Here is a 26,434-nt window from a genome sequence, read left to right on the forward strand (position 1 = left end):
TCAGCCCAGCTCGGCGCTGGCGGTGGCCGAAAGCTCGTCGTGGCCGAGGGCGCCGGGGGAGCGGGCGATCACCCGGTTGCGGCCCAGGTTCTTCGAGCGGTACAGCACATCGTCGGCCGCACGCAGCAGGTCCTGCACGTCGGCGAAGCGCTCGTAGCCGCCCTGGGTGGCTACGCCGGCGGAGAAGGTGACGAACAGCGGGCCGCCCTCCAGCTCGGCCATCGGCGTGGCGACGATGTTGGCCAATACCCGGCGGATCACGTCCAGCGCCACCGATTCGCTGGTGTTGGGCAGCAGTGCGACGAACTCCTCACCACCGAAGCGGGCCACAGTGTCACTGTTGCGCAGCTGGCCCTGCAGCTTGCCGGCAAAAGCGCGCAGCACTTCGTCGCCGGTCAGATGGCCGTGGGCATCGTTGATCTTCTTGAAGTCGTCCAGGTCGATGAAGGCCACCGACAGCGGCCAGCCCTGGCGCCCGGCGCGCAGGAACTCCTGCTCCAGCACCGCCTCCAGCTGGCGGCGGTTGAGCACGCCGGTCAGAGCGTCGCGGTGGGCCTGGTCGGCCAGGCGCTTGGCCCGCGCCTCGAATTCGTCGGCGCGGCGGCGCGCCTGGTCGGCATCCTGCAGCTCGCGCAGGTTGCGCAGGGTGGCCAGCTCCTGCGCGTGGTCGATCAGTTCGCGCACCCGCAATGGCGAGTTCAGGCCGGCCTCGAACAGGCTGGCGATGTCCGGCAGGGCCTCGCTGATGCGGGTCAGCACCTGGTCGAATCGGGCGCTGTCCAGTTCCAGGCGGTCGTGCACCTGGTGCAGGGCGCGCTCGCGGGCGGCATCGGCGTCGTCGTCCAGCCAGATGTCGGCGACCGCGCCGGACAGCTGCACGCAGGCCTGGAACGGCGACTCGGCAGCGTCCTCGTCCTCGCTGTGGCTGATGCTTTCCACCAGATAGCGCGGCAGGCCCCACTGCTCGGCCACCCAGGCGCCGACATCGGCATGGCTGCAGCCCAGTTCCTCGCGCTCGCGGGCGACCAGATCCGTGTTGTCGCGGGCTTCGCGCAGCAGCGGCAGGTAGCGCTCCGACTCGGCCTGGGCCAGGCACAGCACGCCGAGGTCCTGCAGCAGCCCGGCCAGCATCAGTTCCTCCAGCCGGCGCAGGCCGCGGGCCTGGCCCAGCTGGCTGGCGGCCAGGGCGCTGAGGATGCTGCGCTTCCACGCGCGCTGGCGCAGGTCGTGGTCGGCACCGGCACCGCCGGTCAGGCCCTGGGTGACGGTGAAGCCCAGAGCAAGGCTGATCGTGGCATTCAGGCCCAGCATGGTCAGCGCCTGGCCGAGGTTCTCGATGCGGCGACGGCTGGCGTACAGCGGTGAATTGGCGATGCGCAGCATACGAGCGCTCAGCGCCATGTCGATGGCGATGATGTCGGCGGCGGTGGCGATGTCCGCTTCCGGGTCCTGTGCCAGTTCGATGATGCGCAGGGCAATACCGGGTGGCGAAGGCAGGTTGCGGCAGAGCGCCAGGGCAGCTGTCAGCTCGGGAGGCATGTCGGGTCGTTCAATTCCATTGGGACAAGAATACCTAGGAATGCATCACAGTCCGCGATTTTCGTTCCTGCTATGTGACTGTGGATTCCCTGCGCCTGAGTATCGGCTTGAATCGCGCACAACGCAAAGGTGCCGGTGTGCGCACCAACGGTGCGCACCCGCCGGTCGGGCATGGGTTCATCCCTTGGGCCATGCATAAAAAAAGAGCCGCGGTTTCCCGCGGCTCCTTATGGTCGCTTCACAGCCGGAAGGCTGGAATCAGACCTGCATCGCCTTGGCAACTTCGGCGGCGTAGTCTTCCACCACCTTCTCGATGCCTTCGCCGACGATCAGCAGCTTGAAGCCAGCCACGTCGGCGCCTGCGGCCTTGACCACCTGCTCGACGGTGGTATCGCCCAGCACGTAGGTCTGGCCGTACAGGGTCACGTCGCTGACGATCTTGTTGATCTTGCCGCTGATGATCTTTTCCAGGATCTCGGCCGGCTTGGCCTTGTCCTTTTCGGACATCTTGGCCAGCTCGATTTCCTTTTCCTTCTCGACGAAGTCGGCCGGAACGTCCGAAGCCTTGTTGTGCGGCGGCTTCAGGGCAGCCACGTGCATGGCCAGGCCACGGGCCAGCTCGACGTCGCCGCCGACCAGGTCGACCAGCACGCCAACCTTGCCGTTGGTGTGGACGTAGGCGCCGACGGTGTTGTTGCCATCAACCTTCACCATGCGACGGATCTGGATGTTCTCACCCAGGGTCTGCACGGCGGTGGCGCGGGCTTCTTCAACGGTGCGGCCATCGGCCAGCTTGGCAGCCTTCACGGCTTCGACGTCGGTGGCGCCCGATGCCAGGGCGGCAGCCGCAACGGCATTGACGAAGGACTTGAAATTGTCATCGTTGGCGACGAAGTCGGTTTCCGAGTTGACTTCGACCAGCACGGCCTTGCCGCCATCCTGGGCCAGGCCCAGACGGCCTTCGGCGGCCACGCGGTCAGCCTTCTTGTCGGCCTTGGCAGCGCCGGACTTGCGCATGGCTTCAGCAGCAGCGTCGATGTCGCCGTTGGCTTCGGTAAGCGCCTTCTTGCATTCCATCATGCCGGCGCCGGTGCGCTCGCGCAGTTCCTTGACCAGGGAAGCAGTGATTTCCACGGGATTACCTCACGAAAGAAAGGGGTTGGGCCAGCATGGTGGCCGGCCCGTGTGACACGGTCCTGTCACGCGCCAAAGGCTGCGTGCAGGGAGGGTGGACGCCGGGCGTCCACCCCGGGGCCTGGATCAGGCCTGGGCGTCGTCGCCCTTCTTGGCAGCCTTCTTGGCCGGAGCGCGGCGGGCCGGCTTCTCTTCGCCTTCAGCAGCGGCTTCAGCGAACTCTTCCTCACGCACCGAAGCAGCGTGCGGAGCAGCAGCCTTGCCTTCCAGCACGGCGTCGGCAGCGGCGCGGGCGTACAGCTGCACAGCGCGGATGGCGTCGTCGTTGCCCGGGATGGCGTAGTCCACCAGTTCCGGGTTGTAGTTGGTGTCGACCACGGCGATGACCGGGATGCCCAGCTTCTTGGCTTCCTTGATCGCGATGTCTTCGTGGCCGATGTCGATCACGAAGATGGCGTCGGGCAGACGGTTCATGTCCTTGATGCCGCCCAGCGAGGCTTCCAGCTTGTCGCGCTCGCGACGCAGGCCCAGCACTTCGTGCTTGACCAGCTTCTCGAAGGTGCCGTCGGTTTCACCGGCTTCCAGTTCCTTCAGGCGGGCAACCGACTGCTTGACGGTACGGAAGTTGGTCAGGGTGCCGCCCAGCCAACGCTGGTTCATGAACGGCATGCCGCAACGCTCGGCTTCTTCCTTGATGGTTTCGCGGGCGCTGCGCTTGGTGCCCAGGAACAGGACGGTGCCGCGCTTCTGGGCAACCGACGAGATGAAGTTCATCGCGTCGTTGAACAGCGGGACGGTCTTTTCCAGGTTGATGATGTGGATCTTGCCGCGGGCGCCGAAGATGTACGGAGCCATCTTCGGGTTCCAGTAGCGGGTCTGGTGGCCGAAGTGGACGCCGGCTTCCAGCATCTGACGCATGGTGACCTGGGGCATTGCAATACTCCTGATATGGAACCAGCGATTCCGCCCGCGGGATAGGTATGCGGGACGCGTGGAAGCGCGATCGGTTCCGGGGTTGGGCTTCCCTGTTGCCTCCGTGGCCGAACTCCTTGCGGAGCACCCCGGCACGGATGGGGGCAGCAGGTGTGGATTCACCGGTGACGTCCGGTGTGGACGGGTTCCCGCGCACGCAGGCAGCAGGGATCCGGTCGATTATAGCCCGCTGGGAGCGCTCGCTGCAATGGCCGGGTCCGGTGCGGTCAGATCGACCACGCGGCCGTCCTGCAGCCGGGCCTGGAAATGGCCGCCGGCGTAGCCATCAGCGCGGGCGGGCAGGGCCCAGCGGCGCTCATGGCCGGCCAGCAGATACCCGGCCAGACCCGGCAGCAGCAGGGTGCGCTGGCCGTCGCTGGTGATGTAGGCGAGATCGTTCAGGCGGGCGTGCAGGGTACCGGTATTGCTCAATCGCAACGATGGATGCGACGGATGGGGCTCGATTCCGGCATGCAGTCGTGGCTGTGCCAGTGGCCCGGAATTCCCCCGGAACAGTGGCAGCGAGTAGCGCGCCAGGCCGGGGGCGCCGGGGGCGAGCACGACCCGGTAAGCCCGTTCGGTGGCAACGGGGGCAGGCTGGCGCGGCAGCAACCAGATGCGCTGTCGGATGCCGGGCGGGATGTCGAGCCGGGTGGGGCTGGCCAGGATCTGGTCGCTGGGCCGCAGCGTCTCCGCGTCGGCCTGCTGTTCCCAGGTCAGGATCCGTACTTCTCCCTGCCAGTGGCCGGGGCCGGGGTTGTACAGCCACAGCTCGCCATGCCCCCCTTCGGCGGGCAGCTGCAGTGTGGTCGGCAACAGGTCCAATGCCGCGGCAGGCAACGCCAGCAGCATCGCCAGCACGGTCAGAAGTGCACGCATCAGTAGATGACGGTCACGGCGGACGTCGTGTCTTCGTTGTCAACGGGAGGCGCGAGCTCGCGGACCTGGGGCGGAAGTTGCGGTGTGTCGCTGCGCTGGTGGGGTGCGGGGCAGTGGTTGCTGCCGGCATCACCGCTGCAGCCCTCGACCACAATTAGCCGGATCTGCAGGGCATTGCTGCTGGGATCGGCCCACGCGGGCGTACTGGCGACCAGCATCGCCCCGATCAGAAATGCGCGAACCACCTGCCATCCACCGTGCTGTAGGACCCGTTGCGCGGTATCGGCTGGATCGGCCGAATCTGTAGAGTCGACTGTCAGTCGACTGCGCCTGGCGCAGGAGTGATGCCAGCATCCAGCCATGGCGTGGGTCCACCAGGAGACGGCCAGCATCCACCTGCCAGGAGGCGCCTGGTGGGTGCCGACCGTTGGTCGGCATGCTGGTCAATAGGTGATGGTCACCTGCACCAGATCGTTGTAGGTGCCGGCCGGGGGCTGGCCGGTGACCGGCGGCACCCGGCCATAGATGGTCAGCTGCTGTGCGCTGCCACTTCCGGTGCCGCCAACGGTATCGACGTTGAGGGTATCGCCCCAACGCAGGCTGCGCGCGGCATTGCGGTACAGCTCGTAGGTGAGGTAGTAGGTGCTGCCGCCGATGGTGGTGGCCATGCGCCGCGTGCTGGTGGCGGAGGGGTTGTTCTGGCCGTTGTTGAGGCTGACCTGGTAGGCCGTGTTTTTCAGGCAGGTCAGGGTCAAGGTGGCGGTCCGGTCGATGTTGGCGGGAATGCCGCCGGTGACGTTGCCGAAGTCCATGTTGGTGGTGACGTAGCTGCCGCACTGCGGCAGCACGTTGGCGGTGGCGGTGAAGCTGAAGGCATTGCTGATGCTGTTGGTGCCGGTGGCGCCGCCGTTGCAGTTGGCGGGCACCGTGGCATTGCCGAGCAGGACCTCGTTCCAGGCCCAGGTCAGCACCACGTTGGCGCCGTTGAAGGCGCTGCTGTAGGCGCCTGACGCCAGGATCTGATTGGCGGGGATCTGCGCGGACAGCTGCGTGGTCTGCGTGCCGCTGCCACCCGTCACGGGCACGTTGTAGGTCAAGGTCAACTCCTGCGCCGGCGGCGAGCCGCGCGGGGTCAACCCCGTCACCTGGCTGAAGTTGGAGGTGTTGTAGAGCTGGAAGTTCATGCTGTCGCTGGTGCTGGTCTTCATCGTCCGCCAGCTGGAGCTGCTGCCGCCGCCGCTGCCGGCGCCGATGCCCACGCAGACCCGCACGCCGGTAGTGGCCAGCACGCTCAGCGCGGCAGTGGTGCAGGTCACCGTGATGTTGAGCGTGCCGGTGGTCGCACCGGGGGCATTGCTGTTGACGTTGCCGAACGGCAGCGTCGGATCCGCGATGGCGGCGCACACCGCGACGGCGCGGGCCGGTGCTGCCGCCAGAAGGCCTGCGACCAGCAGCAGGCCGAGCAGCAACGTCCTCATGGCGCTACCTCCGGGATGCACGCCAGCGGTGCCGGCTTCGGTCGCGCGCCGGCTGCCACAACCTTCGGCAGGTCGGGCATCTTCACCCGGCACTGGCCACGACTGGTGGTGATGTACAGCACGCTGCCGGCAGCGACGTCCTCCAGGTACAGCAGGCCGTCATAGCCGACAGTGGCCCGGCGGCCATCGGGCAGCTGCACCTCGCTGCCGACTTCCAGTGGTTTTCCGTCCATGTCCTGCAGCGTCAGGCTCAACGATGGACGCGAGCGCAGCTGGAACGTCAATCGCGTGCCGGCACGCTGGCGCGGCGTCACCCAGTCCTCGATGCGATCGGCACGCATGTCCTCGGGCAGATCCAGCGTGTCGATCGAGACCCGGTTGCGCTGCCAGGACAGCAGCGGACTGACCAGCAGCAGGCCGCGATCATCGGTGACGCCGATCAGGCGGTTCTCCAGCCGCACCGGCACGCCGCCGACGCCGTTGGTGCTGATCACCGCGAACGCGTCCGAGACCTCGCGGGTGGCGAACGCGTGCCCGCCCATCCAGACCAGGCTGCCACTGGCGCTGCCGTAGGCATAGTTGAGCCCGCCCTGGCGCGAGGCGCCGAACGAGTAGCGGCCGATGTCATTGAGAATGCCGACCTCGGTCAGGCCACCATTGCCGTCCTCGCCATGGCGTACCTGTGCACGCCAGCCGACACCGCCAGCGCTGCCGTCACCGGGCACCGGCTGGGTGACGTCGGCCACCCAGCTCTGGCTGTCGCCGTTGCGCTGGCTGGACAGACTGGCCTGGCGGTTGTTGCCCAGGCTGGCGGTCAGTGACAGATAGATGCTGCGGTCGTTGCTCTGGTCCAGGTTCTGGTTCATCGACAGGTAGGCCGACCAGCGCTGGCTCCAGCTGCGCGACCAGAACAGGCTGGCGTAGCGGTTGTCCTCGCCATCCGGATAGCGCAGGCGCAGGTAGCTGGCGCTGAGCGTGCCCAGCCGCAGCAGATCCAGCCCGACCGTGGCCTGTTCGCTGACGCTCGGCGGCAGGTTGCCCTGCAGCGCACCGAGGTCACGGTAGTCGCCGTGGCTGCGCACGCTGCGCAGGTTGAAGTTGAGACGGCGGTTGTTCCAGCTGTAGCCCAGTGCCCACTGCCCGCCCTGCAGGCCGTGGTAATTGCTGTGTGCATAGGCCGCGTTGAACACGCCGGCACCGCCCAGCAGCCACCAGCCGCCGATCCCGGCCTGGGCCAGGCCGCCGCCGCCTTCGGCATGGGCTTCGCCGGTGAAGGTATCGCTGATGCCGCCGCGCCAGCTGGCGTTGGCCACGGTACGGTCGTCGTAGGCGAAGGAGCGCTGGCCGAAGTCCTCGCGCAGGTGGCCGACGCCGACCGACCAGTCCGACAGCCCCTTGGCCAGCAGCTGCTGGGTGCCGTAGAAGCTGAAGTCCAGCGTCTGCATGCGGCCGAACGCATCGGTGACCACCACCTGGGCGCTGCCGGTGCCGCTGATGCCGGGCTGCGCGGCCAGCTGGAACGGTCCGACCGGCACCTGGCCGCTGTACTGGCGCAGGCCATCGACGTACAGCTCGACCGTGGACGGCACCACCGCCTGGCCGAGGAAGCTGGGCGTGGGGGTCAGGACGCGATAGGGCTGCAGCCCGTAGTTGCGGCCGATCTGCAGGCCGCCCAGACGCACCGGGCGGGTCCAGTCGACGAAGCCACTGTAGAAATCGCCCACCTCCAGGGTCATCGCCTGGTCGGGGAAATCCAGGCGCCAGCGCGTATCCAGTCGCACGCTTTCGCCGCGCCAGCGACGGTCGCCGGGCTGCTGGTAGCGACGGCTGATCGCGGTGTTCTCGAAGGTGCCGTCGCCGATGCCGAACAGGCGCAGCTCCGAGCTCAGGCTGAGGTTGCCGAGCGTGTCCACCCGGCTGCCGTAGAGGTCGTAGTTGAGCAGCACGCCGGGCGAGGCGCTGCCGGCGGGTGCGCGCGTCTGCGGGCGGCTGAGCACGGTGGTCGGCAGGGTCAGCTGGTCCAGTGGCACGTCCAGCGCCAGGGTCTGCAGGTGCGCGTCGTAGCGCACCACCGCGCCGCTGATCTGGTCCAGGTAGACCGGTGCATCGCCACTGGCGTTGAAGCCGAGCTGGCGGAGGACCTCGGGGCTGGCCTGCAGGCGGCCGCGGTTCTCGATGAAGGGAAGCAGCCCGCGTGGGGTGCTGTTGAGCGACACGTCCAGGTACAGCGTCTGGCTGGCGGTCAGCGGGGTGGGGGGCGGCAGGATCGCATCGGCGGAGATGCCGGATACGTCGGCGGCCCCGGTGGCCGTTGCGCCGGACACATCGGCGGCTTCGGTCGCCGCAGGAGCCAGGGCAGCAAGCAGCGCGCCCATCAACGCCTCAGCGAGCCGATGGGGGCGACAGTGGCGTCTGTTCCGACTCGCCATTGAGCTTGGCCGTGATCTGGTCGTTGTCGCGGTCGATCGCCATGCGCTCGATCGGCCAGCGCATCACCTGCCCGGGCAGCACGTAGCCCAGCAGGCCGGGATGCACGATGCGCGGACGCGTGGCGCTGCCGAGTGCGAGATCGGCAATCTGTGCATAGCTGTTGCCCGAATTGGCCACCTCGACGCCGTTGCGGCCATCATCCAGCGTCACCAGGCGCGCCTGCAGCTGCGGGGCGAGTTTGCCGGACGGGGGTTGTACGAACACCGGAATCGAGTAGCGCAGGACGAACTGCATGCCCTCGGCACGGGTGGCCAGGTCCGGCACCTCGTCCACGATCAGACGGTAATGCTGTTGCGCGACCGGTGGCTCGCGGGTCGGACGCATCACCCGCACCAGCTGCTGCTGGCCGGCCGCCAGCTCCTGCATCGGCGGGGAGGCCATCAGTTCGTTGGTGGGCAGCAGCTGCTCCTGGCCGCCCTGCTGCACCCAGCGGAAGACCCGCACCTGCAGCTTCACCGGCGAGGTGCCGCTGTTGGTCAGCCACAGCTCGCCGGCACGCTGGCGGGCTTCCAGCTGCAGGCTGGTGGGGGCGACCTGCAGGCTGGTGGCACCTGCCGTAGCGGCCGCCAGCAGGCACAGGGCGAGCAGCGCCACGCCGGTGGCGCGCCACGGGCGGGGTCCGGCCATGCGGGCGTGCTCCATCAATAGGTGATCGTGGCGGTGACCGTATCCAGGTAGTTGCCGGTGGCCGGGTTGTTGGTACTCAGGTTCAGGATCTGGCCGTAGACGATGTACGGCACGGCCAGGCCGGTGCCGATGCCCGCCTGGGTGTTGGTGCCGGTTGTGGCGCCCCAGACCAGGGTATGCGCGGCATCCTGGTAGAGCTGGTAGCCGACATAGTTGTTGGCAGTCACCGCAGCATTGGTGTTCTTCATCCGCCGGGTGGTGACGTCATTGGCGGTACCGGCATTGGCGCCCGCATTCAGCGCAATCGTGTAGGGGGTCAGTGCCGAGCACTGCGCGGTCACCGTACCCTGGCCGAGGGTTGGCGTGGCGGTGGTCGAGGCCGCCGTGCCGAAATCGACGTTCGTGGCCGCTGCCGCGGTGATGGTGCAGGCCTTGGTGACCACCAGGGTGACGTTGAATGTGGTGGTGTCTGCGGCCAGGGCCGGGCTGGACAGGAGGATCCCGGCCAAGGTCCAGGCAAGCGGGGAACGAAGCGGGAATCGCATGGACAACCTCCCTGACCCGAAGGTCCGTTGAACAAGGCGAAGACGGCACGCTCGGCGCCGCTTTGATGACTGCAAGGCCAGCTTAGGAGGCGCAAGTGTCTGTATTCCGTGATAAATAGGCAGTCGAAAGAGCGGATGCCATCACGCTTTCACTTTCCTTGCCGGAACTGTGCATGGCCCGGATCGCCAGTTGGGTGGCGTTCGTTCAGATTGCGGCCGGATCGGCGATAATGGGGGCCATGAGCGTGAATCTGAAAACCCCGCAGGAAATCGAGATGATGCGAATCGCCGGCCGCCTGGCCAGCGAAGTGCTCGACATCGTCACCCCACACGTCAAGCCCGGTGTCACCACCGAGGAACTGGACCGCATCTGCCACGACCACATCGTGAACGTGCAGGGCGCCATTCCGGCCAACGTCGGCTACCGCGGCTTCCCGAAGACCGTGTGCACTTCGGTCAACAACGTCATCTGCCATGGCATCCCCAGCGAAGGGAAGGTGCTCAAGGATGGCGACATCATCAACATCGACGTCACCGTCATCAAGGATGGCTGGCACGGCGACACCAGCCGCATGTACTTCGTCGGCACCCCGTCGGTGATGGCGCGCCGCCTGGTGGAAACCACCTACGAAGCCATGTGGCGCGGCATCCGTGCGGTGCGTCCGGGCGCCACTCTGGGCGACATCGGCCATGCCATCCAGAGCTACGCCGAAGGCGAGCGTTTCAGCGTGGTGCGCGAGTACTGCGGCCATGGCATCGGCAAGGTCTACCACGATGAGCCGCAGGTGGTGCATTACGGCCGCCCGGGCCAGGGCCTGGTGCTGCAGCCGGGCATGACCTTCACCATCGAACCGATGATCAACGAGGGCACCCGTTACAACAAGGTGCTGCCGGATGGCTGGACCGTGGTGACCAAGGACCGCAAGCTGTCGGCACAGTGGGAGCACATGATCGCGGTCACCGAGACCGGCGTGGACGTGCTGACCCTGTCGCCGGGCGAGTCGCAGGTCTCCTGAAGATGCTGCCGGCGAGTTCGCTGCTGGACACGCCGGCCGCGTCGCTCAACGACCCGGACTGGGCTGCTGCCGCGCGCCAGGCGCTGCAGCAGGCCGACGCGCGCCTGTACCGCCGCTTCGACCAGGGCGACAACATCGAGCGCCTGCTGGCGCTGCGCGCGCGTGCCGCCGACCATCTGATCCGCCTGGCGTGGCAGCGTTGCCTGCCGGCCGATAGTGGGCTGTCGTTGTTCGCGGTGGGTGGCTACGGTCGTGGTGAACTGTTCCCGCGATCGGACATCGACCTGCTGGTGTTCGGCGATCCGCCGGCACAGTTGGCGCACGAATCCGCCCTGGCACGCCTGTTTGCACTGCTGTGGGACTGCGGGCTGGCGGTCAGCCATGCGGTGCGTTCGGCGCCGCAGTGCCGCGAGGCGGCGGCGGACCAGACCGTGCTGACCGCGTTGATCGAGGCGCGCCCGATCCTGGCCGATGATGTGGCGCGTCGCGCGCTGCGCGAGGCCATCGACGATCGGGAACTGTGGCCGGCACGCGCGTTCTTCCTGGCCAAGCTGGAAGAGCTGCGTAACCGCCACCAGCGTTTCGGCGACACCGCCGACAACCTGGAGCCTGACCTGAAGGATGGCCCGGGTGGCCTGCGCGATCTGAACACGCTGGGCTGGATGGCACTGCGTGCCTTCGGCGTGCGTGACCTGGAGGCGCTGGTCGGGCTCGGCCATCTGGGCGCCGACGAAGCGGCAGCACTGAAGCGCGAACGTGCGGTGCTGGCGCGGCTGCGCTTCGGCCTGCATCTGGTCGCGCGCCGCCCGGAAGAGCGCCTGCGTTTCGATTACCAGAAGACCCTGGCCGCGCGCCTGGGCTTCGAAGACGATGCCGAGAACCTCGGTGTCGAGAAGATGATGCAGGGCTTCTACCGCGCCGCGCTGGTGGTGCGCCGGATCAGCGACCGCCTGCTGCAGCGCTTCGAGGAGCAGTTCGACGGCGAGGCGCAGCCCGAGCCGTTGACCGTGGGCTTCTCCCTGCGCCGTGGCTACCTGGCCGCCAACGAGGCCGACTGGCCGCGCGGTGATATCGGCCAGGTGTTCGCGCTGTTTGCCAGCTGGGCCAACAATCCGCAGGTGCGTGGACTGCATTCGCTGACCGCGCGCGCGCTGGCTGAAGCGCTACCGCTGCTGCCGGCCTACGACCAGGCCGATGCCGATGCGCGCGAACAGTTCCTGGCGCTGCTGCGCGGCCAGCGGCCTGTCGATACGCTCTCGCGCATGGCGCGGCTGGGCGTGCTTGGCCAGTGGATTCCCGCCTTCGCCCAGGTCAGCGGGCGCATGCAGTTCGACCTGTTCCATGTCTACACCGTCGACCAGCACACGCTGATGGTCCTGCGCAACATCGGCCTGTTTGCCAGCAGCCGTGCCGACGAGCGCTTCTCGATCGCGCACGAAGTGTGGCCGCGCCTGCGCAAGCCGGAACTGCTGCTGCTGGCCGGCCTGTTCCATGACATCGCCAAGGGCCGTGGTGGCGACCACTCGGAACTGGGGGCGGTGGACGCACGTGCGTTCTGCCATGCGCATGCGCTGAGTGGCACCGATACCGAGCTGGTGGCATGGCTGGTCGAACAGCACCTGCGCATGTCGGTGACCGCGCAGAAGCAGGACATCGCCGACCCGGAGGTGATCCATCGCTTCGCCACCCTGGTCGGCAGCCGTGACCGCCTCGACTATCTGTACCTGCTGACCTGCGCCGACATCGCCGGCACCAGCCCCAAGCTGTGGAATGCATGGAAGGACCGCCTGCTGGCCGACCTGTACTTCGCCACCCGGCGCGCGTTGCGCGAGGGGCTGGAGCACCCGGTGCCGGCGGCCGAGCGCGTGGCCGAGGCGCGCGACAGCGTGCGCGCGCTGGTGCGCGAACGGGGTTACGACGATGCCACCATCGACCGCCAGTTCGCGGTGATGCCGGATGAGGGCTTCATCCGCCTGCGCCCTGAGCAGCTGGCCTGGCAGGCCGCCGCGCTGGTGCCGGTGAAGCAGGGCCAGGCGCTGGTGAAGGTTCGCCGGATCAGCGTCGATGATCCGGCGCTGGAAGTGTTCGTGCATTCGCCGGACCGCGACGGCCTGTTCGCCGCGATCGTGATGACGCTGGACCGCAAGGGCTACGGCATCCACCGCGCACGCGTGCTGGATGGTCCGGCCGATACCATCTTCGATACCTTCGAAGTGAACCCGGCCGATACCTTCGCCGATGGCAGCAGTGCCAACCTGGAAGCGGCGCTGCGCGAGGCACTCAGCGGTGACCTGTCGCGCCTGCGGCCGTCACGCCGGGTGGTGCCACGGCAGCTGCGGCACTTCCGCTTCGCCCCGCGCATCGAGTTCCGCGATGAGCCCGGCGCAACCCGTTTTGCCCTGGTCGCCCCCGACCGCCCCGGTCTGCTGGCCGATGTGGCGTTCGTTCTGCGCAACCAGGGCCTGCGCGTGCATGATGCGCGCATTGCCACGTTCGGCGAACGCGCCGAAGACACCTTCGTGATCAGTGACGAACACGACCTCCCCCTGACTGAACCTGCCCGGCAGCAGCTGCATGACGCGATGCTGGCCTGCCTGGACCCTGATCGAAACGCCGGAGACCCCGCCTGATGGCCACCAAGCCCGCCAAGAAGACCGCCGCGACCCCCAAGAGCGCAGCGGCCCGGAAACCTGCTGCCGCCACACCGGCCGCGAAGAAGACCACCGCGCCGAAGAAGGCTGCTGCGGTGAAGGCCCCGGCGAAGAAAACGGCTGCGGTGAAGCGTGCTGTGAAGAAGCCGGCGCCGGCCAGGAGCGCCGAAGCCGTCCGCGCCGAAACCATCGCCCGCAAGTCGCTGCGCAAGCCGTCGGCCCCAGGCGTGGAAGAACTGAAGTTCGGCATCGAGAGTGCCTTCGAGCGCCGCGCCACCTTGACCCTGCATGAGCTGGAAGGCTCGACCAAGCCGCTGGTCAACCGCGTGATCGACGGCCTGGAAAGCGGCGAGTTCCGCGTCGCCGAGCCGGACGGCCAGGGCGGCTGGAAGGTCAACGAGTGGCTGAAGAAAGCCGTGCTGCTGTATTTCCGCGTCAACGACATGGCCGTGGTCGACGCCCGCCCGGCGCCGTTCTGGGATAAGGTCGAATCGCGCTTCGCCGGCTATGACGAGGCGAAGTTCCGCCGTAGCGGCGTTCGCGTGGTACCCGGCGCGATCGCCCGCCGCGGTACCTACTTCGGCAAGGACGTGGTGCTGATGCCGAGCTTCACCAACATCGGCGCCTACGTCGGCGAAGGCACCATGGTCGATACCTGGGCCACCGTCGGTTCCTGTGCGCAGATCGGTCAGCACTGCCACCTGTCCGGTGGCGCTGGCATTGGTGGCGTGCTGGAGCCGCTGCAGGCCAGCCCGACCATCATCGAGGACCACTGCTTCATCGGTGCGCGTTCGGAAGTGGTGGAAGGCGTGGTGGTCGGTCACCACAGCGTGATCGGCATGGGCGTGTTCCTCAGCCAGAGCACCCGCATCTACAACCGTGCCACCGGCGAGATCACCTACGGCTACATCCCGCCGTACAGCGTGGTGGTGTCCGGCTCGCTGCCGAGCAAGGACGGTACCCATTCGCTGTACTGCGCGGTGATCGTCAAGCAGGTTGATGCCAGGACCCGCAGCAAGACCAGCGTCAACGACCTGCTGCGCGGCCTGGCCGACTGAAGGTGACTGCGCCGGAGGATCTGGCGCAGTCCGCGATCTACCAGCATCCGTCGGACACCCTGTTCGGGCGGATGCTGCCGCGCCTGCTGCACGCCCCGCGCTGGACCTGGCTGCGCCGCGCACTGTCGCGGCGCTGGCCGATGCCGGCGCTGGCCAGTGATGTGCGCGACGTGGTCTACGTGAGCTGGTGGGTCGACGTGCGCCACGCACCAACGCCTCCGTCGGGTCATCATTACGTGGTCCATGCCGGATGTACGCCTTACACCATCCTCAGTTACCGCCACGGCCACTTCGGGCCGGCGCTGGCCGGGCCACTGCGTTCCTTGATGCCGTCCCCAAGGCAGAGCAACTGGCGCTGGTACCTGCGCCGTGATGACGATCCGGACGGGACACCGGTGGTGTTGTTCGACCGCAACGTGATGGACCAGCTGGCCTTCGTCGCCGGCGCGCGTGCTTTCAGCGATGCCATGCAGCCACACCTGTCCGGGCGCTTCGAGCACGTGGTGCGCGCCGATGGCGGTGGGTACACCCTGATCGAAGGCGGGCAGGGCAGTGCGCCTGGGCTGCACCTGAAGTGGCAGGCCGCAGCGGGCTGGGAGGACGCGGCGTGGACGGCTGCCTTCGGTGGCCATCAGGCCCTGCTGCGCTTCCTGACCTGCCAGGACGAGGCCATCGCCCGCACCTGTGATCGCCGCTGGGCCAGCACCCGTATCGCGCTGCCGGTGGAGATCGACCGCCTGCAGCCGTTGCAGCTGGAAGACGAACTGCAGTGCCCGCGCCTGCAGGCGATGGGCGTGGCGTTGCACGAGGGGCTGGCCTTCCGGCTGCCACGGGTCCCGTTCCGGGTCGTGTCCGAGCGCCTGTTGTGAGATTCTGACCCTCTGTTTTCCAGCATCACAGATGGCCATGAGCACCACTGTCTACGGTTTGAAGAACTGCGATACCTGCAAGAAGGCGACCAAGTGGCTGGACCGCTTCGGCATGCCGTACACCTTCGTCGACTACCGCGACAACAAGCCCAGCCCGGAAACACTGGTGGCGTGGGCTGAGCAGCTGGGTGGCCTGGCCGCGATGGTCAACAAGTCCTCGACCACCTGGCGGCAGCTGCCGGACAACCGCAAGGCCGCTGATTCCGAAGCCGAATGGAAGCTGCTGCTGCGCGAGTACCCGCAACTGATCAAGCGTCCGCTGGTGGTCACTGCCGATGGCACGGTCAGCCAGGGTTTCAGTGACAACGGCTTCAAGGCCCGCTTCGGTGTGGGTGACGCATGAGCGCGGTCCTCGACCTGACCTGCGAACTGATCGCACGGCCCTCGGTGACCCCCGATGATGCTGGCTGCCAGGCACTGTTGGCGGCACGCCTGAAGCAGGCCGGGTTCCAGTGCGATCACCTTCGCCTGGGCGACGTCGACAACCTGTGGGCGACCCACGGCCAAGGCGCACCGGTGTTGGTACTGCTGGGCCATACCGACGTGGTGCCGACGGGTCCGCGCGAGGCCTGGACCAGCGACCCGTTCACGCCGCAGATCCGCGATGGGGTGCTGTATGGCCGTGGCGCCGCCGACATGAAGGGCAGCGTGGCCGCGTTCGTGGTCGCCGCCGAGCAGTTCGTCGCCGCGCATCCCGATCACCCCGGTACGCTGGCGGTGCTGCTGACCAGCGACGAGGAAGGCGACGCCATTGATGGCGTGCGCCACGTCGCGCGCCTGTTCGCCGAGCGCGGCCAGCGCATCGACTGGTGCATCACCGGCGAGCCGTCATCGACCGCGATCCTGGGCGACCTGCTGCGCGTGGGGCGTCGTGGCAGCCTGTCGGCCAAGCTGCGCGTGCAGGGCGTGCAGGGCCACGTGGCGTATCCGGAGAAAGCGCGCAATCCCATCCACCAGGCCGCTCCGGCCCTGGCTGAACTGAGCGCGCGGCGCTGGGACGAGGGCTATGAAAGCTTCCCGCCGACCAGCCTGCAGGTCTCCAACATCCACGCCGGCACCGGCGCCAACAATGTGATTCCCGGCGAGCTGGAGGTGGATTTCAACATCCGCTACAACCCGCACTGGGACGCGCCGAAGCTGGAGGCGGAGATCACCGCACTGCTGGACCGGCACGGCCTGCAGTACGCGCTGAAGTGGCATCGCAGCGGCGAGCCGTTCTACACCCCGGAAGGCACACTGCGCGCCACCGCGCGTGCGGTGCTGGCTGAGCACATCGGCCGTGCCCCGGAAGAAAGCACCGGCGGCGGCACGTCCGATGCCCGCTTCATCGCGCCGCTGGGTGCGCAGTGCATCGAAGTGGGGCCGGTCAACGCCAGCATCCACCAGGTGGACGAGAACGTGCGCGTGGACGATCTGGAAGCGTTGCCGGGTCTGTACCAGCGTCTGGTGGAACGGCTGCTGGCGTAACCTGCGACGGCGGGTGCCGACCGTTGGTCGGCACGCCTTTCGCCGGCACCGCTTTCCTGTAGAGCCGAGCCATGCTCGGCTGATGTCTACCGGCAGGAGCAGCCGAGCATGGCCCGGCTCCACTATTCCGAAAAAAGGAAGAACGGCGGCTCGACCGCCTTCTTCCAGTAACCCGGCGCGGCCATGTAGAAGTGCTGCGCCTCGGCCTTGGCAAACCAGCGCGCCGCCGCCTCGGTGTCCTTCTCCACCCCTGGCGCACTGCGGCCCAGCAGCAGCCCGGCGAAGTACTGGCCGAACACATTGCCCTTCTCACCGGCGCGCTGGTACAGCTGCAGCGCACGCGCCGGATCGCGCGGCAGTCCCATGCCTTTCTCAAGCAGCGCGCCCAGGTCCACCTGCGCTTCGGCATCGCCACGCTCGGCGCGACGCTGGATCTGCGCAAGCAGCGGATGCATGGTGTCACCCTGTGCGGCCACCGCATCCGGTAGCCGTGACGATGAACTGGGGTAGCGCTCGTAGATCATTCCGCGCAGGTCCCAGCGCAGCGCCTGTTGCGCGTCGCCACGCTGACGATAGGCCTTGGCGAGCCCGAAGAACGCGTAGGGATTGCCGTGGTTGGCAGCTGCCAGATAGGCGCGTTCGCCACGTCGCCAGGATGCGTGCAGCACCGGTGCCGGGTTGATGTGGGGGCTGTCGGCATGGCGCAGCGTGCCGGAGATCCAGATCCGGCCCAGTGCTTCTTCCGCCTTGGTGTTGTGGAAGGTCCAGGGGGTGATCGCTGCGGCACGCTCGTAGTAGGCGATGGCGCGTGGATCGTTGAAGCGCTCGAAGGTTTCCGCGGCATCAAAGGCACCTTCGAAGCTGCCGTCGGTTCCGCGTTGTTCCAATGCCTGCTGCTGGGATTGCGGCAGCGTAGAAGGCGGGGGGAGGGTCTGGCAGGCCGCCAGGCCCAGGCAGAGCAGGGCGGCCAGTGCCCCGGTGCGTCCATTGCGCTGTTGCATTCCTGTTACACGGTTCAGGGCGCGCCATTATGCGCTCCAGGCGTGGTTGCTGACGCAACTGTTGCACCGCGCCGGAAACCGGGGTAGGGTCGATGCCATGTCGATCCACCTGGCCACCGCCGTCAATAACAACAACCGCAATAATCTGCGCGCGAATAATCGTGCGCGGCCGATGCGGGACTGCGCCCTGGGTAGATAGACAGCAACACACGCCCGGACACCAGAAAACCCGCATCAGCCGATGCGGGTTTTTTTGTGCCCGGGCGCAGCCCCACCCGGGCCAGGATGGCCGGTCGAACACCTTCCCACCCGTGAAATTCCCCAACAGGAGCTCCCCCATGTGTTCGATCTTCGGAATCTTCGGCCTGCAGGCCGGTGACGATCTTCCGGCCCTGCGCCGCCATGCGCTGGAACTGTCGCAGCGCCAGCGCCATCGTGGTCCGGACTGGAGCGGCGTGTACCTCGACGAAGGTGCGCTGCTGGTCCACGAGCGGCTGGCCATCGTCGACCCGGCCGGTGGGTCGCAGCCGCTGCTGTCGGCCGATGGCCAGCTGGCGCTGGCAGTGAACGGCGAGATCTACAACCATCAGGCATTGAAGGCGGCGCTGACCACCGCCTATGACTTCCAGACCGGCTCGGACTGCGAGGTGATCAACGCGCTGTACCGCCAGGGCGGCTCGCCGGCGCAGTGGCTGGAACAGCTCAACGGCATCTTCGCCTTCGCGTTGTGGGACCGTGAGAGTGGACGCGTGCTGGTGGCGCGCGACCCGGTCGGTGTGGTGCCGCTGTACTGGGGCCACGATGCCCAGGGGCGCCTGCGCGTAGCCTCGGAAATGAAAGCACTGGTCGATACCTGTGCCGACGTCGCGCAGTTCCCGCCGGGCCACTACTTCGACAGTGCCGGCGGTGAGCTGGTGCGCTACTACCAGCAACCGTGGCGCGACTATGCCGACGTACAGGGCCGCCAGGCCGATCTGGTCGAGCTGCGCCAGGCATTCGAGCACGCGGTGGAACGCCAGCTGATGAGCGATGTGCCGTACGGCGTGCTGCTGTCCGGTGGCCTCGATTCATCGCTGGTGGCGGCAGTTGCCGCACGCTACGCGCGTCGCCGCATCGAGGATGGTGGGCAGACCGAAGCCTGGTGGCCGCGCCTGCACTCGTTCGCGATCGGCCTGAAGGGCTCGCCCGATCTGGCGGCCGCGGCGATCGCTGCCGAGGCACTCGGCACCGTGCATCACGGCTTCGAATACACCTTCGAGGAAGGCCTCGACGCGTTGCCGGAAGTGATCCGCCACATCGAGACCTACGACGTCACCACCATCCGCGCATCGACGCCGATGTTCCTGCTGGCAAGGCGGATCAAGGCCATGGGGGTGAAGATGGTGCTGTCCGGCGAGGGCAGCGACGAGATCTTCGGTGGCTACCTGTACTTCCACAAGGCGCCGGACGCGCGTGAATTCCACGACGAGCTGGTGCGCAAGCTCGACGCGCTTCACAACTACGACTGCCTGCGTGCCAACAAGTCGATGATGGCCTGGGGCGTGGAGCCGCGCGTACCGTTCCTGGACCGTGAGTTCCTCGATGTGGCGATGCGCTTCGATGCCGCGCACAAGATGGTCGGCGCCGGCTTTGGTGGCCGCCGCATCGAGAAGGCGGTGCTGCGCGAGGCGTTCGATGGCTACCTGCCGGACAGCATCCTGTGGCGGCAGAAGGAGCAGTTCAGCGACGGCGTCGGCTATGGCTGGATCGACGGGCTGAAGGCGCACGCCGAGGCGCAGGTCAGTGATCGCGTGCTGGCCGCCGCCGACAAGCGCTTCCCGCACAACCCGCCGCAGACCAAGGAGGCGTACTACTACCGCCATCTGTTCGAGCAGTTCTTCCCGAGCCGCGCGGCGGCCGAGACCGTACCGGGCGGCAAGTCGATCGCGTGTTCGTCGCCAGCGGCCATTGCCTGGGATGCCAGCTTTGCTGCGGCTGCAGATCCTTCTGGCCGCGCGATTGCCGGCGTGCACGAACAGGCGCTGGCCTAGCGCCGGCCGCTGGCCGGCAATAGCAGGGGGCAGGTTCCTTTTCTACCTTGGAAAGGGGATCTGCCCCCGATCGTCAACGTGCAGGCACCAGCGTCATCGAGTGCTGCGCCGTGCCGGGCAGGAACGGCGTCGGCCGCCCATGCACCCAGTCTTCGTGGCCGGCACCCCAGTATGGCGAGAGCGGATGCCCGCTCTGGCCACCGGGCATATGCACGATGCCGTCGGCCTCGTGGCCGGGTGAAACCACCATGCGCTCGGAGGCACCGAAGTTGGGGGTCTGCACGCGCGGCATGTCGCGGTCGCCGGGCAGGCGGTCGGCGGGCATGCACAGCCAGCGCTTGGCGATGTCGGGCAACGCTCGGGCGATGGGATGGCAGATCGCCGCAGTATTGCGTTCGCCCCAGCTGCGCTTGGCCAGAGGGCCCTGCTTGGACAGCTCGCTCTCGGTACGGCGGGCGGCATCGATCAGCAACGCGTCCCAGCTGTCGAAGGCGGGCGGCAGCAGATTGGCCGGACGCTCTTGCAGCATGGGCCAGGCCACGCCTTCCAGCTGCGCCAGACGTGGGTCCAGATAGTCATCGCCCAGTGCCGCGTTGGCCGGTGCCAGCAGCGCATCGGACAACGTCTCCATCACCTGCGTGCGGAATTCACGCACCACCCGGTAGCTGACCGAACTGGCCGAAGCGCGGCCGCCCCATTGATGGCTGACCGCCTTCAAACGCTTCAGCGCAGGGTCGTCACTACGTTCGATGACGTCGTGCAGCAGCGCCCACCAGCGCTGCAGGAACACCGCACGATCATCGAGCTGGATCGCCAGCAGATCGTGCTCGTCGAAGCGCTCCTGGATTGCCAGCAGGTCGCGGATCTGCCGCGCCCGGGCACCAAGGTCATAGCCGCCATTGCCAACGCTGGCCAGTGCTTCGCCGTCGAGGACGCGACCGTTGGCGGTCCACAGGCGATGGTTGGGGGGATCGATCAGTGCCGGCGAGGCATCGCTGCGGATCGGCCACGGCGCGCAATCCTGGTTGCTGGCCGCAGTGAAGCCGGCCGGTGCACAGCCGGGGCCTCGGTCGGGGCGGGCGCCGATCAGGCGCCAGGCGATGCGCCCGCTGCGGTCGCCGAGCACCAGGTTCTGTGCGGGAATGCCAGCACGGTCGGCGAAGTGCAGTGCACCGTCGAGGTCACCGGCGCGGGCCAGGTCACCGAAGTCCAGGCGCACCGCGCCGGGCAGGTGTGCGACCCAGCGCAGCGCATCGCCGCTGCCATCGGCATGGGTATGCAGGATCGGCCCCCAGTCGGTTTCGCGCACCGGCAACAGCACGTCGGCCCGGCCGGCCACGGCGATGCGCTCTTCATGCACCGTGACTGCGGCGTTGGCCGGTTCAGCGCGGTAATCGGCGGTGTCGATGTAGCTGTTGGTGAAGCCCCAGGCCACGTGCCCGTTGCTGCCGACGATCACCGCCGGAAGGCCGGGCAGCGAGAAGCCGGTGACGTCAACCTGGCCTCCGGCCGCCTGCGGGTCCGGATAGCGCAGGCGCACGCGGAACCACAGGCCCGGCGCGCGCAGGCCGAGATGCATGTCGTCGGCGACGATCGCGCGACCGTCGGCGGTGAGCGCGCCGGCCACGGCGAAGTTGTTGCTGCCGATGACATCGGCCTCTTCCTGCTCGGTGCCCGGTTTCGCCTTCAATGTGCGCAGATCCAGCTGGCTGGCATCGGGCAGGGCGGCGTTGCCGGTCGGTTCGCCGAACAGTGGCGCATCCCATTCGGTGCCGTCGTGGGCGATCAGCGCGTACAGCGCCGGCGGCACCACCGCGCGGATGCGGCTGAGCGCAAGCTCGGTCTGGTTGTTCGGGTCCTGCAGGTCGGCGTACATGGCCAGACCGGTCAGCACGCTGTCGCTGGCCTGCCAGGGCTGCGGCGATTGCCGCAGCAGCAGGTACGCCCAGGGCCGTACGGAAAGGCCGGACAGCCCTTCGTTGACACCGTCGACATAGGCACGCACGGCCGCGCCGTTGTCGCCCAACGCGGCCTGCAGATTCGCCTCGGTGCGTGCGCGCAGGCGATGCACGCGCATGCGTTTGTCGGCGTCGATGGCCTTGGGTCCGAACAGCGCTGACAGCTCACCGGCGGCACTGCGGCGCATCAGATCCATCTCGAAATAGCGTTCCTGCGCATGCACGCGGCCGAGTGCGCGCATCGCGTCGGCCTGACTGCCGGCAGTGATGGTGACCACGCCCAGCGCATCGCGCTCGATGGTGACCGGCTTGGCCAGCCCCGGCAGCGCATGCTCGCCGTCCAGGTCGGCCAGGCTGCCGCGCAGCAGCAGCCACAGGACCAGTGCGGTGACCAGCACGATGGCGATCAACACGCCCAGCACCCAACGCCATGTACGTCGCATCGCACGTCCTTTCCGAACTCGTGGGCCGATTGTAGCCGCAGGCGCAACTGCGACTGATTCCGATTAGATCACCGTATTTTGAAATGCGGCACCCTATGTCACATCGATTCACAGGAGCCCCCCATGAAAGGCAACCCGGACGTCATCGCCTGCCTGAAGGAACTGCTGCGCGGCGAGCTTGCTGCCCGTGACCAGTACTTCATCCATTCCCGCCGCTACGAGGACCAGGGCCTGTTCGCGCTGTACGAACGCCTGAACCACGAGATGGAAGAGGAAACCCAGCACGCCGATGCGCTGCTGCGCCGGATCCTGTTCCTGGGCGGCGATCCGGACATGCGCCCGCATGCCACTGAGCCGGGCAAGACCGTGGAAGAGATGCTGCAGAAGGATCTCGACACTGAATACGCGGTTCGGAACAATCTCGCCGCCGGCATGAAGCTGTGCGAAGAGAAGGGCGACTACGTGAGCCGCGACATTCTACTGGCGCAGCTGAAGGACACCGAGGAAGACCACGCCTGGTGGCTGGAGCAGCAGCTGGGCCTGATCAAGCGCATCGGCCTGGAGCTGTACCAGCTGAGCAAGATCGACGGCAGCGGCGCCCCGGCGCACTGAGCCGGCACCCCGATCCGGTAGGGCCGACTGTTAGTCGGCCGCTCTCCAAACGGCAGCCGACTAACAGTCGGCTCTACCAGAGGCAGAAGCAGCCGACTAACAGTCGGCTCTACCAGACGAAGCACAGCGTTCTGTCGCCCGCCAGCACCGGAGCACCGCCAGCCAGCCTACGCCAGCCAGCCGTTCCGCCGCCCGCCAGCCGACAACAAAAAAGCCGGGGAATGCCCCGGCTTTTTCGTGCCTGATCTCCGGCAAGGCGTGTCAACAAAGGTTGACACCCGCAGGGGCAGGGCCCCAGCCCTTACTCCACCGACAACCCTTCCACCTTCTGCCAGCCGCGCGGCAGCAGGTGGCCGCGGGTGGCGCGGGCGCCGAGGTAAGCGTCGAGCTCGTTGAACTTCAGGCCCATGATGCGCTGGCCGCTGCGTACCTGCAGGGTCTGCCCCGGGCTGATCGCCACGATGGCGACCACGCGTTCGGTGGCGAGCTTGGCCTTCGGGATCTCGATGATCTTGTTGCCCTTGCCCTTGTCCAGTTCCGGCAGGTCGTTGGCGGCGATCGCCAGCAGGTTGCCGGAACTGGTCACCGCCACGATGCGGTCGGTGGCGACGTTGGCCACCACCGACGGGGTCAGCACCGTGGAGCCGGCCGACAGGTTCAGCATCGCCTTGCCGGCCTTGTTGCGGCCGATCAGGTTCTCGAAGCGGGTGACGAAGCCGTAGCCGTGGGTGGAAGCCAGCACGAAGCGGGTGTCCGGCTCGGCGCTGGCCAGGGTCACGAAGCTGGTGCCCGCTGCCGGCGAGAAGCGGCCGGTCAGCGGTTCGCCGTTGCCACGCGCGGAGGGCAGGGTGTGCACCGGCGTCGAGTAGGCGCGACCCTCGCTGTCGAGGAACGCGACCTGCTGCGTGCTGCGCGCACGCACCGCGCCCTGCAGGGCGTCACCATCACGGTAGGACAGGGCGGATGCATCGACGTCGTGGCCCTTGGCGGCACGGATCCAGCCCTTCTCCGACAGCACCACGGTCATCGGCTCGCTCGGTACCAGCTCGGTCTCGTCGATGGCCTGCGCGGCCTGGCGCTGCACCAGCGGCGAACGGCGCGCGTCGCCGAACTTCTTGGCATCTGCGGTCAGTTCGTCGCGGATCAGCTTCTTCAGCTTGGCCTTGCTGTCGAGGATGCCAAGGATCTTCTCGCGCTCCTTGGCCAGCTCGTCCTGCTCGCCGCGGATCTTCATCTCTTCCAGGCGCGCCAGCTGCTTCAGCTTGGTTTCCAGGATGTACTCGGCCTGGTCGTCGGACAGGCCGAAGCGCGCGATCAGCGCTGCCTTCGGTTCGTCCTCGGTACGGATGATGTGGATCACCTCGTCCAGGTTGAGGAAGGCCACCAGCAGGCCTTCCAACAGGTGCAGGCGGCGCTCGACCTTCTGCAGGCGGTGCTGCAGGCGGCGGGTGACGGTGTTGCTGCGGAAGGTCAGCCATTCGCTGAGCAGCATCTTCAGGTTCTTCACCTGCGGACGGCCGTCCAGCCCGATCACGTTGAGGTTGACGCGGTAGCTGCGCTCCATGTCCGTGGTGGCGAACAGGTGGCCCATCAGCTGCTCGGCATCGACACGGTTGGAGCGCGGTACCAGCACCACGCGCACCGGGTTGGCGTGGTCGGACTCATCGCGGATGTCTTCCAACCACGGCAGCTTCTTGGCGCGCATCTGTGCGGCGATCTGCTCGATCACCTTCGACGGCGACACCTGGAACGGCAGCGCGGTGACCACGATGTTGTTGGCTTCCTTGGCGAAGGTCGCACGCGCACGCACGCTGCCGTTGCCGGTCTCGTACATCGTGCGCAGGTCGTTGGCCGCGGTGATGATCTCGGCGCTGGATGGATAGTCCGGGCCCTGCACGTGCTCGCACAGGTCGCGCACGCTGGCCTCGGGGTTGTCCAGCAGGTGCAGCAGCGCGCTGACGATCTCGTTGAGATTGTGCGGCGGCACGTCGGTGGCCATGCCCACGGCGATGCCGGTGGTGCCGTTGAGCAGCAGATGCGGCAGGCGTGCCGGCATCCAGGTCGGTTCCTGCAGGGTGCCGTCGAAGTTCGGTGCCCAGTCGGTGGTGCCCTGGCCCAGTTCGCCCAGCAGCACTTCGGCGATCGGGGTCAGCTTGGATTCGGTGTAACGCATCGCCGCGAACGACTTCGGGTCGTCGCTGGAGCCGAAGTTGCCCTGGCCCTCGATCAGCGGGTAGCGGTACGAGAACGGCTGGGCCATCAGCACCAGCGCCTCGTAGCACGCGCTGTCGCCGTGCGGGTGGTACTTACCGATGACGTCACCGACGGTACGCGCGGACTTCTTCGGCTTGGACGCGGCATTCAGGCCCAGCTCGCTCATCGAATAGATGATGCGGCGCTGCACCGGCTTCAGGCCGTCGCCGATGAACGGCAGGGCGCGGTCCAGGACCACGTACATCGAGTAGTCGAGGTAGGCGCGTTCGGCGTACTCGCGCAGCGGCAGTTGTTCGAATCCGTGGAACACGGGGCGGGCAAGTTCGGTCATGCGGCGTTGTTACCTGTTGTCGGGAGGCGGCGACGGCGGTCGCCGCTCGCAATCCTGTGATTATCCGGATGCGGCGGGGGATGCCAAGCCACGTGCAGGGTCCAGCCCGGTTTCCAGGCCATGCCCGGCCCGTGCCAGGTAGCGTCCCGGCGGCAGCCCGAAGTGGCGGCGGAACACGGTGACGAAGGCGCTGGCGCTGCTGAAACCCAGTGCATGGGCGATATCGGCCACGCTGCGGCCTTCGGTCAGCTGGCGCAGGGCCTCGGACAGGCGGGCCTGCTGCCGCCACTGCGCGAAGCTGAGGGTGGTCTCGTCGCGGAAGTGACGGGTCAGGCTGCGCGGCGACAGGCCAGCCCAATGCGCCCATTCGGCCAGGCTGCGCTCGTCGGACGGGTCGGCCAGCAGCTGTGAGGCGATCTTCAGCAGGCGCCGGTCGTGCGGCATCGGCAGGTGCATGCGCTGGCGCGGCGCGGTGCGGATCTCGTCCAGCAGCACGCTGATGATGTGCTGGCGCTCGGGCGTGGTGTCGTAGCCCTGGGGCCACTCGCAGATGCGGTCGGCCAACGCCTGTGCCAGCTTGGACAGGCCCAGCACGCACGGGTCGGAAGGCAGGGGGGCGCAGTCCGGTGCAGCCAATGCCATGCCCCAGCCACGCAGTGGGCCGTCGAGAGTGACCGTATGCGGCTCCAGTGGCGGCATCCAGCCGGCCGAGCCCGGTGCCAGTGACCAGGTGCCGTGCGAGGTGCGGGTGGTCAACAGGCCGCGCTCCACGCAGATCAGCTGCGCGCGCTGGTGATGATGCCAGTCCACTTCTCGAACCAGTCCCTGCGGGCTGTCAAAGCGGAAGGCGACAATCGGTGGGCCGTCATTGCGCTCGAACCAGTCCAGTGCGTCATCCCTGAGCAGGCGCTTGGAAGGGGGGATTTCTGCCTTGTTCATCATATTCGCTGGCTGAAATGTGACATCCATTGGCTGAATTGTACTACCGGGCCACCTGACCAGATCATTAAGGTAGGCGCCTTCACTGATCCAGCCCGCTGCTGCAACACAGCATTCGATG

At 67.4% G+C, this 26,434-nt stretch carries 21 protein-coding genes; 8 read left to right on the forward strand and 13 right to left on the reverse strand.

The window, feature by feature from the left end; all coding sequences use genetic code 11:
- The 9 genes from N5J73_RS02115 to N5J73_RS02155 form a co-directional block, all read right to left on the reverse strand.
- Window positions 1-1,539, reverse strand: coding sequence for a GGDEF domain-containing protein (locus N5J73_RS02115; protein WP_049445325.1), 1,539 nt, complete (start codon window positions 1,537-1,539; stop codon window positions 1-3).
- A 258-nt stretch (window positions 1,540-1,797) separates the two neighbouring features.
- Window positions 1,798-2,673 carry a translation elongation factor Ts gene (gene tsf, locus N5J73_RS02120; RefSeq protein ID WP_049436477.1) on the reverse strand — a complete coding sequence of 292 codons (876 nt, stop codon included), beginning with the start codon at window positions 2,671-2,673 and terminating at the stop codon, window positions 1,798-1,800.
- Window positions 2,674-2,799: 126 nt separating this feature from the next.
- A complete protein-coding gene (rpsB, locus tag N5J73_RS02125; protein ID WP_005408748.1) occupies window positions 2,800-3,606 on the reverse strand; it encodes a 30S ribosomal protein S2 in 807 nt (268 codons plus the stop codon).
- Between the two features lie 219 nt (window positions 3,607-3,825).
- Entirely contained in the window at window positions 3,826-4,524 is a 699-nt protein-coding gene (locus tag N5J73_RS02130; protein WP_049447771.1) for a hypothetical protein, read from the reverse strand.
- Window positions 4,524-4,742 carry a hypothetical protein gene (locus tag N5J73_RS02135; RefSeq protein WP_049447772.1) on the reverse strand — a complete coding sequence of 73 codons (219 nt, stop codon included), beginning with the start codon at window positions 4,740-4,742 and terminating at the stop codon, window positions 4,524-4,526. Before N5J73_RS02135 ends, N5J73_RS02130 begins: the two co-directional genes overlap by 1 nt.
- A gap of 225 nt (window positions 4,743-4,967) precedes the next feature.
- Entirely contained in the window at window positions 4,968-6,002 is a 1,035-nt protein-coding gene (locus N5J73_RS02140; RefSeq protein WP_049447773.1) for a spore coat U domain-containing protein, read from the reverse strand.
- Window positions 5,999-8,377, reverse strand: a complete 2,379-nt coding sequence (locus N5J73_RS02145) for a fimbria/pilus outer membrane usher protein (RefSeq protein WP_049447774.1) — start codon at window positions 8,375-8,377, stop codon at window positions 5,999-6,001. Before N5J73_RS02145 ends, N5J73_RS02140 begins: the two co-directional genes overlap by 4 nt.
- A 7-nt stretch (window positions 8,378-8,384) precedes the next feature.
- Window positions 8,385-9,134, reverse strand: a complete 750-nt coding sequence (locus N5J73_RS02150; RefSeq protein ID WP_049447775.1) for a molecular chaperone — start codon at window positions 9,132-9,134, stop codon at window positions 8,385-8,387.
- Window positions 9,134-9,664 (reverse strand): spore coat U domain-containing protein, encoded by a 531-nt coding sequence (locus tag N5J73_RS02155; RefSeq protein WP_049447776.1) that lies wholly within the window; start codon window positions 9,662-9,664, stop codon window positions 9,134-9,136. The genes N5J73_RS02150 and N5J73_RS02155 overlap by 1 nt, the downstream gene beginning before the upstream one ends.
- Before the next feature lie 173 nt (window positions 9,665-9,837).
- Between N5J73_RS02155 and map the strand changes: the two genes are divergently transcribed.
- The 6 genes from map to dapE are packed head-to-tail and all read left to right on the forward strand — an operon-like array spanning window position 9,838 to window position 16,785.
- On the forward strand, window positions 9,838-10,680 hold the full coding sequence (gene map / locus N5J73_RS02160; RefSeq protein WP_014036515.1) for a type I methionyl aminopeptidase: 843 nt from the start codon (window positions 9,838-9,840) through the stop codon (window positions 10,678-10,680).
- Window positions 10,681-10,682: 2 nt separating this feature from the next.
- Complete coding sequence (locus N5J73_RS02165) at window positions 10,683-13,310, forward strand: [protein-PII] uridylyltransferase (protein WP_049447777.1); 2,628 nt, start codon at window positions 10,683-10,685, stop codon at window positions 13,308-13,310.
- The gene (dapD, locus tag N5J73_RS02170) at window positions 13,310-14,389 is read left to right on the forward strand and encodes a 2,3,4,5-tetrahydropyridine-2,6-dicarboxylate N-succinyltransferase (protein ID WP_049447778.1); all 1,080 of its coding nucleotides are present in this window, start codon (window positions 13,310-13,312) and stop codon (window positions 14,387-14,389) included. Before N5J73_RS02165 ends, dapD begins: the two co-directional genes overlap by 1 nt.
- A gap of 2 nt (window positions 14,390-14,391) precedes the next feature.
- On the forward strand, window positions 14,392-15,258 hold the full coding sequence (locus tag N5J73_RS02175) for a hypothetical protein (protein ID WP_049447779.1): 867 nt from the start codon (window positions 14,392-14,394) through the stop codon (window positions 15,256-15,258).
- Window positions 15,259-15,289: 31 nt separating this feature from the next.
- Window positions 15,290-15,661 (forward strand): Spx/MgsR family RNA polymerase-binding regulatory protein, encoded by a 372-nt coding sequence (locus N5J73_RS02180; protein WP_170935766.1) that lies wholly within the window; start codon window positions 15,290-15,292, stop codon window positions 15,659-15,661.
- A complete protein-coding gene (gene dapE / locus N5J73_RS02185; protein WP_049447780.1) occupies window positions 15,658-16,785 on the forward strand; it encodes a succinyl-diaminopimelate desuccinylase in 1,128 nt (375 codons plus the stop codon). The genes N5J73_RS02180 and dapE overlap by 4 nt, the downstream gene beginning before the upstream one ends.
- Before the next feature lie 122 nt (window positions 16,786-16,907).
- Here dapE and N5J73_RS02190 read toward each other — a convergent pair whose 3' ends face one another.
- Window positions 16,908-17,786 carry a tetratricopeptide repeat protein gene (locus tag N5J73_RS02190; protein WP_154348738.1) on the reverse strand — a complete coding sequence of 293 codons (879 nt, stop codon included), beginning with the start codon at window positions 17,784-17,786 and terminating at the stop codon, window positions 16,908-16,910.
- Between the two features lie 338 nt (window positions 17,787-18,124).
- On the opposite strand from N5J73_RS02190, the gene asnB reads away from it, so the two are divergent.
- Window positions 18,125-19,816 (forward strand): asparagine synthase B, encoded by a 1,692-nt coding sequence (gene asnB, locus N5J73_RS02195; RefSeq protein ID WP_049447781.1) that lies wholly within the window; start codon window positions 18,125-18,127, stop codon window positions 19,814-19,816.
- 73 nt (window positions 19,817-19,889) lie between these two features.
- Here asnB and N5J73_RS02200 read toward each other — a convergent pair whose 3' ends face one another.
- Window positions 19,890-22,217: a penicillin acylase family protein gene (locus N5J73_RS02200; protein WP_049447782.1), complete on the reverse strand. Its 2,328-nt coding sequence runs from the start codon at window positions 22,215-22,217 to the stop codon at window positions 19,890-19,892.
- A 123-nt stretch (window positions 22,218-22,340) separates the two neighbouring features.
- Here N5J73_RS02200 and bfr point away from each other — a divergent pair, with 123 nt between their 5' ends.
- Window positions 22,341-22,829: a bacterioferritin gene (gene bfr, locus N5J73_RS02205; protein ID WP_005415872.1), complete on the forward strand. Its 489-nt coding sequence runs from the start codon at window positions 22,341-22,343 to the stop codon at window positions 22,827-22,829.
- 301 nt (window positions 22,830-23,130) lie between these two features.
- Here bfr and parC read toward each other — a convergent pair whose 3' ends face one another.
- Both parC and N5J73_RS02215 read right to left on the reverse strand, forming a co-directional pair.
- Window positions 23,131-25,374, reverse strand: a complete 2,244-nt coding sequence (parC, locus tag N5J73_RS02210; protein ID WP_049447783.1) for a DNA topoisomerase IV subunit A — start codon at window positions 25,372-25,374, stop codon at window positions 23,131-23,133.
- 60 nt (window positions 25,375-25,434) lie between these two features.
- Window positions 25,435-26,316, reverse strand: a complete 882-nt coding sequence (locus N5J73_RS02215; RefSeq protein WP_049447784.1) for a helix-turn-helix transcriptional regulator — start codon at window positions 26,314-26,316, stop codon at window positions 25,435-25,437.
- Window positions 26,317-26,434: the final 118 nt, after the last annotated feature.

This window comes from Stenotrophomonas sp. GD03654 (assembly GCF_029845105.1).
Lineage (GTDB): Bacteria > Pseudomonadota > Gammaproteobacteria > Xanthomonadales > Xanthomonadaceae > Stenotrophomonas > Stenotrophomonas africana.